Genomic DNA, 6,562 nt, shown 5'->3' with positions numbered 1-6,562 from the left:
GGCGACGTCGCGGCACCGCTGTGGGCGGCGGTTCCTGCGGCCGAGCGCTCGGCCATCCTGCGCCGCGCAGCGGACCGGCTGGAGGCCGAGATGGAAGATCTGCTGGCCCCGATCATGCGTGAGGCCGGCAAGACCGTGGCCAACGCGGTCGGTGAAGTGCGCGAAGCCGTCGACTTTCTGCGCTATTACGCCGGGCTGGCCGAGACGGCAGGGGATGTGGCGGCGCCCCTGGGGCTGGTTCTGTGTATCAGTCCGTGGAATTTTCCTCTGGCGATCTTTCTTAGCCAGATCGCGGCCGCCCTGGCCGCCGGTAATACGGTGATCGCCAAGCCGGCCGAAGAAACACCCCTGATTGCCGCACGCGCGATCGCGATCCTGCGTGCGGCGGGGGTCCCGGAAGCCGCCGTGCAGGCCGTGTGCGGCGACGGTGGGGTGGGCGCGTGTCTGGTCGCGGATGCGCGTGTTCAGGGCGTGATGTTCACCGGATCGACCGAGGTCGCGCATCTGATCGCCGCAACGCTGGCCGAGCGCACGACCCGCACGGGCCATGCCGTGCCGTTCGTTGCCGAAACCGGCGGACAGAATGCGATGATCGTGGACTCGTCGGCCTTGTCGGAACAGGTGGTCGCCGACGTTCTGATGTCGGCGTTCGACAGCGCGGGCCAGCGTTGCAGTGCGTTGCGGATCCTGTGTGTGCAGGACGATGTCGCGGACCGCACGCTTGCGATGTTGCGCGGCGCGCTGGCCGAACTGAGCGTCGGTAATCCGGATCGGCTGGAGACGGATATCGGGCCGGTGATTTCCGCCGATGCGCGCGCGACGATCGAGGCGCATCTGCGGGCGATGCGGGCGGCGGGGTGCCGCGTCACTCAGGCACCGCTGCCGGACGCGTGCGCGCGCGGCACCTTCGTGATGCCGGCGGTCGTCGAGATTTCTGATCTGTCCTGCCTGAAGCGCGAGGTGTTTGGTCCGGTCCTGCATGTATTGCGCTATCGTGCCAGGCAGATCGATGCGTTGGTCGACGCGATCAACGCGCTTGGTTATGGACTGACGTTCGGGCTTCACACACGGATCGACGCGACCGTCGCGCGCGTGGTGGACCGGATTTCCGTCGGCAACATATACATCAATCGCAATATCGTCGGTGCGGTGGTCGGCGTGCAGCCGTTCGGCGGCCATGGACTGTCCGGTACCGGGCCGAAGGCCGGCGGTCCCCTGGCACTGTCCCGTCTTCGGCAGCCGGAGTCTGGGATGATCGTGGGCGCGGCGGCCACGCCCGACCCGGTTCTGACGGCGTGGTGCGGGCCGCAGATCATGGCCGCGACGCCGATGCTGCCGCCGGTAGACCGCGTTCTGGCCGGCCCGGTCGGCGAGATCAATCGCTACCAGACCCGGGCGCGCGGCACCGGTCTGTGTGACGCGACGACGCGCGAGGGACTGATGGCGCAGGTGGCGGCGTGCGTGGCGACGGGCAACAGGGCCGCCGTGACCGTCGCGGCCAAGGCGCTTCTGGGCGATGTGCCGCCGCCCATCGCCGGGTATCTGGTTGCATATTCGCCGTCGGACGCGGTCGATTTCGTACTTTTTGACGGTGGGGACGACGCCTTTGCGCGTCTGCGCCACGCGTTCGCGGCGCGCCCGGGGGCGATCGTGCCGGTTTATCGTCGTGCGGCTGACGGTCGTTACCCGCTTGCGCTGCTGCAGGACGAGCGCTGCGTGTCGATCAACACGACGGCGGCGGGCGGAAACGCGAATTTGATGATGCTGGCGGGGTGAAATCGTGTGCTCGCCCGTCTGCATGACGATTGCGCGAGTCCGGGTTGCGGTCTTTTCTGCAGGTGTCGTCCGAACTATCGGCCAGGCGCGGCGCTGATTCGGTTGCACGCGAAACAGACGACAGCAGGAGCAAGCCCATGGCGGCGTCACCCATTCCCGACATAACCCTGTCCGACGGCCACACGATCCCCGCGGTCGTGTTCGGCACCTTCAAGATGAACGGCAGGGAGGGTGTGGATGGCATGGTCAGCGCGATCAGGGCCGGATATCTCGGGCTCGATTCCGCCTTCAATTACGAGAACGAGGGCGCAGTGGGCGAGGCGATGCGCCGTTCGGGCGTGTCGCGTGCCGATCTGCGCGTGGCGTCCAAGCTGCCGGGCCGGCGCCATGCCTATAACCAGGCGATCGTGACGATCGAGGAATCGCTCTACCGCGCCCAGCTCGACTACTACGATCTGTATCTGATTCACTGGCCCAACCCGAGCCAGGACAAATACGTCGACGCGTGGCGCGCGCTGATCGAGGCGCAGAAGCGCGGCATGATCCGTTCGATCGGAGTGTGCAATTTCCTGCCCGAGCATCTGCAGCGTCTGATCGACGAAACCGGTGTGACGCCGGCGATCAACCAGATCGAGATGCACCCCTATTTCCCGCAGGACGAACAGCGCGCGTGGAACGCGGCGCATGGCATCGTGACCGAGGCGTGGTCGCCGCTGGGACGCGCGTCCACGCTGCTGTCCGATTCGAAGATCCAGTCAATCGCCGATGCGGTGGGCAGGAGCATCCCGCAGGTGATTCTGCGCTGGCACCATCAGCTCGATGCGATCCCGCTGCCCAAATCCTCCACCAGGGAACGCCAGATCGAAAACCGCTCGATTTTCGATTTCGTATTGTCGCCCGACCAGATGGCGACGATTGCCACGCTCGCGCGCCCCGACGGCCGGACCCACGACCAGGATCCCGCCCGTTACGAAGAGATGTAGCGGCCCGTCGTGCCGGGTGGCCCTTTGTCGCGCGCCCGGCATGGTCTACAGGCGTGGGACATGACACAGCCTGCGACAGCCCCCTCCGCCCGTCCCGCCGCGGGCCCGCTGATCTGGATCCTGGCGGGGGAGGCAAGCGGCGACGTGCTGGGCGCGCGGCTGATGGATGCGCTGCGCGCGGTCCTGCCCGGTGTCGCGTTCCGTGGCGTGGGCGGCGTGCGCATGCAGGCGGCGGGGCTGGACACGCTGTTTCCGCTGTCGGACCTCGCGGTCATGGGGCTGGTCGAGGTGTTGCCGCGTCTCCGGTTCCTCGCGCGTCGTTTGCGGGAGGCGGTGGCTGATATCGAGGTCACGCACCCCGACCTGATCGTGACGATCGACTCGCCCGGCTTTACGTTGCGTCTTCTACGTCGTGTCGCGCCGCTGGGTATCCCACGCGTGCATTACGTCGCGCCGCAGGTGTGGGCGTGGCGCGAACACCGCGTGCGCGAATTCCCCGGGCTATGGGACCGATTGTTGTGCCTGCTGCCGTTCGAGCGGGCGTTTTTCGGACGGCATGGGCTGGACGCGCGTTTCGTCGGCCACCCCGTCCTGCAATCGGGGGCGGAGACGGGGAGCGCGGATCGTTTCCGCGCCCGTCATGGCCTGGCGGCCGATGCGCCCATCCTGATCCTGATGCCGGGCAGCCGTCGGTCGGAGGCACCGAGGCTGCTGCCGGTATTCGGACGGATGCTGGCGCTGCTGCGCGATCGGGTGCCGGGGCTTGTGCCCGTGTTGCCGGTCTCGCCCGTCGTGGCCGACACCGTGCGCCGGGCCGTCGCACGTTGGCCAGTGGCGCCGGTGATCGTGACGGAGGTGGACGACAAGCACGACGCCTTCGCGGCGGCGGGGGCGGCACTGACGAAATCGGGCACATCGACGTTGGAACTGGCGCTGGCAGGGGTGCCGATGGCGGTGACGTATCGCGTCAATCCGCTGACCGCCGCCCTTGTTCGGCGACAGATCAAGGTGCCGTTCGTCGCGATGGTCAATCTGCTGGCCGGTCGGGCGCTGGTGCCCGAACTGCTACAGGAACGGTGCACGCCGGCTATTCTGACCGATGAGGTCGTGGCCCTGCTGCGCGATCCGGCGGTGGCCGAGGCGCAACGGGCGGGGTTCCGGGCGGTGATGGACAGCCTGAGCGCGTCCCACGCCACGCCGGCCGACGCGGCGGCAGCCGAAATCGTGGGGCTGCTCGCCGAACGAGCGGCGGCTCAGGCGCCGTAGAGCACGTCCGGCGCGATCTCGGGCGGCATCAGTTCCACCGCGCCTTCGGGGCGCAGCGCGGTGTAGAAGCATGTGCGTCGGCCCGTATGACAGGCGACGCCCTTCTGCTCGACCAGCAGCAGGACCGCGTCACCGTCGCAATCCAGCCGCGCATCGACCAGCGTCTGCACCTGACCGGAGCGCTCTCCCTTGCGCCACAGCGATTTGCGGGAACGGGAGAAGTAACACACACGGCCCGTCGCCAGTGTCTCGTCCAGCGCCGCGCGGTTCATCCAGGCCAGCATCAGCACCTCGCCGGTCGCATGGTCCTGCGCCACGGCCGTAATCAGCCCGTCGGCATTGAAGGCCACCCGGTCGAGCAGGGTGCTGCGCAGGGCGGGGTCCGTGATGGGCTGGGCGGTCATCGGGTCAGCTTTCGTCGGCTTGGGTCAGGGCGGCGGACAGCCACGCGGGCGGTGCCGCGCGCAGCGGTGTCGTTGCGGCGTGTAGCGGTTCGTTGAACGCTTCGGTGCGCAGCATGGCAAGCCCGCGATGGCCCGCGACCGAACGCAGCGTGCCCACATCCTTCGTCCCGTTCGACACGATCGTGCCGGCCGGGGGCAGCGGTTGGTCGCCGATGACCGGCACCAGACGGCGGCGCACCAGACCGCGATAGCGCGTCCGGGCGGTCAGTTCCTGTCCCATGTAGCAGCCCTTGGTCCAGGAGATGCCGTTCAGCAGGTCGAAGTCCGCTTCCAGCAGCAGGGTCTTGTCCGGCTCGCAATCCTGTGCGCCATCAGGAAGACCAAGGGCAATACGGTGCGCCTCATACGCGTCCGGCGTGGCGTTGACGCCGGTGACCGGGCCGATCACACGCCATCCGGCCGAGGGCAGGCGTGGATCGGGCACCACGATCGTGCCTTCGGGCATCGTGTCACCCCAGGCCGAGTGCACCGCAAGATCGGTGGCCTCGATCGCCACCTTGGCCCGCAGCCGATAGCGCGACAGCTTCGGCGCCAGCAGTGCCGACTGCGCGGCGTCGCAATCAAGCAGGATGCGGGCGTTGGCCGGATCGTCGATCATGAAGAAATCGGCCAGATACTTGCCCTGTGCCGTCAGAAAGGCGCTCCAGACCACGCGGGCCCGCGGCAGGGCAAGCACGTCGTTGCTGACAAGCCCCTGCAGGAAGGACGCACGGTCGTCGCCGCTGACGGACAGGACGGTGCGGGCGGGCAAGGGGGCGAGGAACGTTGGCATGACCCGCACAAGAGTGGCGCCGCGTTCGGTCCGGGGCAAGGGGGGCAACGGGACGCGGGCGCGTGGTTGGAGGTTGACGGCGGCTGGGCTAAGTCTTGTCGCGATGCGCATCCTTTTCATCACCGCCACGCGGCTGGGCGACGCCGTTCTGTCGACGGGCCTTCTGGATCACCTGATTCGTGTCCATCCCGATGCGCGTTTCACGATCGCCTGCGGCCCCGTCGCGGCGGGTCTGTTCGAGCACATGCCGCGCCGCGACCGCACGATCGTGGTCCGCAAGCGGCGTCTTGACCGGCACTGGTTCGATCTCTGGCGTGCCTGCGTGGGGACGCGCTGGGATCTGGTGGTCGACCTGCGGGGCTCGGCGATCGGGTTCGCATTGTGGGCGCGCCGTCGCGTCGTGATGCGGGGCGGCCGACGCCCGGGCTTGCGGATCGGGCATCTGGGGGCGGCCCTGGGACTGCTCCCGCCGCCGTCTCCGGTCGTGTGGACGTCCCCGGCCGAACGGGCGGCGGCGGTCCTGTGCCTGCCGGACGGAGCGTTGTGGATCGGGATCGGCCCGACGGCGAACTGGGACGGCAAGGTCTGGCCCGCGGCGCGGTTCGTCGCCCTGTTCCGCGCGATCGTCGCCGTCTGGCCGCAGGCCCGTCCGGTCGTCCTGCGTGGCCCCGGCGTGACGGAGGCGTCGATCGCGGCGCCAGTGATCGAGGCCCTGCGCGGCGACGGCGTGGTCGATTCCGGGGGTGACCTGACGCTTCCGGCGGTCGCGGCCCTTCTGGGGCGGTGTGCGGTGTTCGTGGGCAACGATTCGGGCCTGATGCATCTTTCGGCGGCGGCCGGGACGGCTACACTGGGCCTGTTCGGGCCGTCGCGCGTGTCGGAATATGCACCGACCGGGCGGCTGGCCCGTTTCGTCACGGCCCCCGGCCCCGAGGGCATGGCCCCGATCGCGGGACTGAGCGTCGAGACCGCCGCCACCGCCGCCCTTGCGATCCTGCGCGAGGATCAGGCGCATAGGGACGCGCAGTGCCCCGGGACGGGCGGGAGTACCGGTCCATGACGGGCATACTGACACCGCCGGTGCGTGTGGCGCATGTCATGGCGGGTGCGCCGATGGGCGGCGCGGAGCTGTTTTTCGAACGGTTGTGTGCCGCCCAGGCCGCCGCGCGGGACGACACCGATGTTCTGGCCGTCATCCGGCGCGAGGCGGGACGCGCGGGCAGGTTGCGTACGGCGGGCGTGCCCCTGCGCCAGATGGGATTTGGCGGCGCGCTGGACGTGCTGACCCGCGCGCGCCTGCG

6 protein-coding genes and 1 pseudogene are annotated in these 6,562 nt (G+C 68.9%); 5 read left to right on the top strand and 2 right to left on the bottom strand.

Features of this window, described 5'->3' with window-relative positions; translation table 11 throughout:
- From HUK82_RS13515 to lpxB, 3 genes are all read left to right on the top strand, one after another.
- Positions 1-1,776, top strand: a 1,776-nt coding sequence (locus HUK82_RS13515; protein ID WP_176614457.1) for an L-glutamate gamma-semialdehyde dehydrogenase, incomplete at its 5' end; no start/stop codon positions are given.
- A 137-nt stretch (positions 1,777-1,913) separates the two neighbouring features.
- On the top strand, positions 1,914-2,759 hold the full coding sequence (locus HUK82_RS13510) for an aldo/keto reductase (protein ID WP_176614456.1): 846 nt from the start codon (positions 1,914-1,916) through the stop codon (positions 2,757-2,759).
- Between the two features lie 60 nt (positions 2,760-2,819).
- On the top strand, positions 2,820-4,025 hold the full coding sequence (lpxB, locus tag HUK82_RS13505; protein ID WP_176614455.1) for a lipid-A-disaccharide synthase: 1,206 nt from the start codon (positions 2,820-2,822) through the stop codon (positions 4,023-4,025).
- Here the strand turns inward: lpxB and hisI are convergent.
- Both hisI and ygfZ read right to left on the bottom strand, forming a co-directional pair.
- Complete coding sequence (hisI, locus tag HUK82_RS13500; RefSeq protein ID WP_176614454.1) at positions 4,013-4,429, bottom strand: phosphoribosyl-AMP cyclohydrolase; 417 nt, start codon at positions 4,427-4,429, stop codon at positions 4,013-4,015. The genes lpxB and hisI overlap by 13 nt on opposite strands.
- Before the next feature lie 4 nt (positions 4,430-4,433).
- Positions 4,434-5,261, bottom strand: coding sequence for a CAF17-like 4Fe-4S cluster assembly/insertion protein YgfZ (gene ygfZ, locus HUK82_RS13495; protein WP_176614453.1), 828 nt, complete (start codon positions 5,259-5,261; stop codon positions 4,434-4,436).
- A gap of 103 nt (positions 5,262-5,364) precedes the next feature.
- Between ygfZ and HUK82_RS13490 the strand changes: the two genes are divergently transcribed.
- On the top strand, positions 5,365-6,321 hold the full coding sequence (locus HUK82_RS13490; RefSeq protein WP_176614458.1) for a glycosyltransferase family 9 protein: 957 nt from the start codon (positions 5,365-5,367) through the stop codon (positions 6,319-6,321).
- Positions 6,318-6,562, top strand: a pseudogene (locus HUK82_RS13485) (glycosyltransferase); the annotation flags it as partial. The gene HUK82_RS13490 and the pseudogene HUK82_RS13485, both read left to right, overlap by 4 nt.

It is taken from the genome of Ameyamaea chiangmaiensis (assembly GCF_013376175.1).
GTDB lineage: Bacteria > Pseudomonadota > Alphaproteobacteria > Acetobacterales > Acetobacteraceae > Ameyamaea > Ameyamaea chiangmaiensis.
The sequence above is the reverse complement of the archived record's forward strand: the minus strand, read 5'-3'. Positions and strand labels throughout refer to the sequence as shown.

Bases quoted from the DNA above. Each gene is read 5' to 3' on its own strand.
- HUK82_RS13510 (WP_176614456.1), top strand. From the start codon at position 1,914: ATGGCGGCGTCACCCATTCCCGACATAACCCTGTCCGACGGCCACACG.
- lpxB (WP_176614455.1), top strand. From the start codon at position 2,820: ATGACACAGCCTGCGACAGCCCCCTCCGCCCGTCCCGCCGCGGGCCCG.
- hisI (WP_176614454.1), bottom strand. From the start codon at position 4,429: ATGACCGCCCAGCCCATCACGGACCCCGCCCTGCGCAGCACCCTGCTC.
- ygfZ (WP_176614453.1), bottom strand. From the start codon at position 5,261: ATGCCAACGTTCCTCGCCCCCTTGCCCGCCCGCACCGTCCTGTCCGTC.
- HUK82_RS13490 (WP_176614458.1), top strand. From the start codon at position 5,365: ATGCGCATCCTTTTCATCACCGCCACGCGGCTGGGCGACGCCGTTCTG.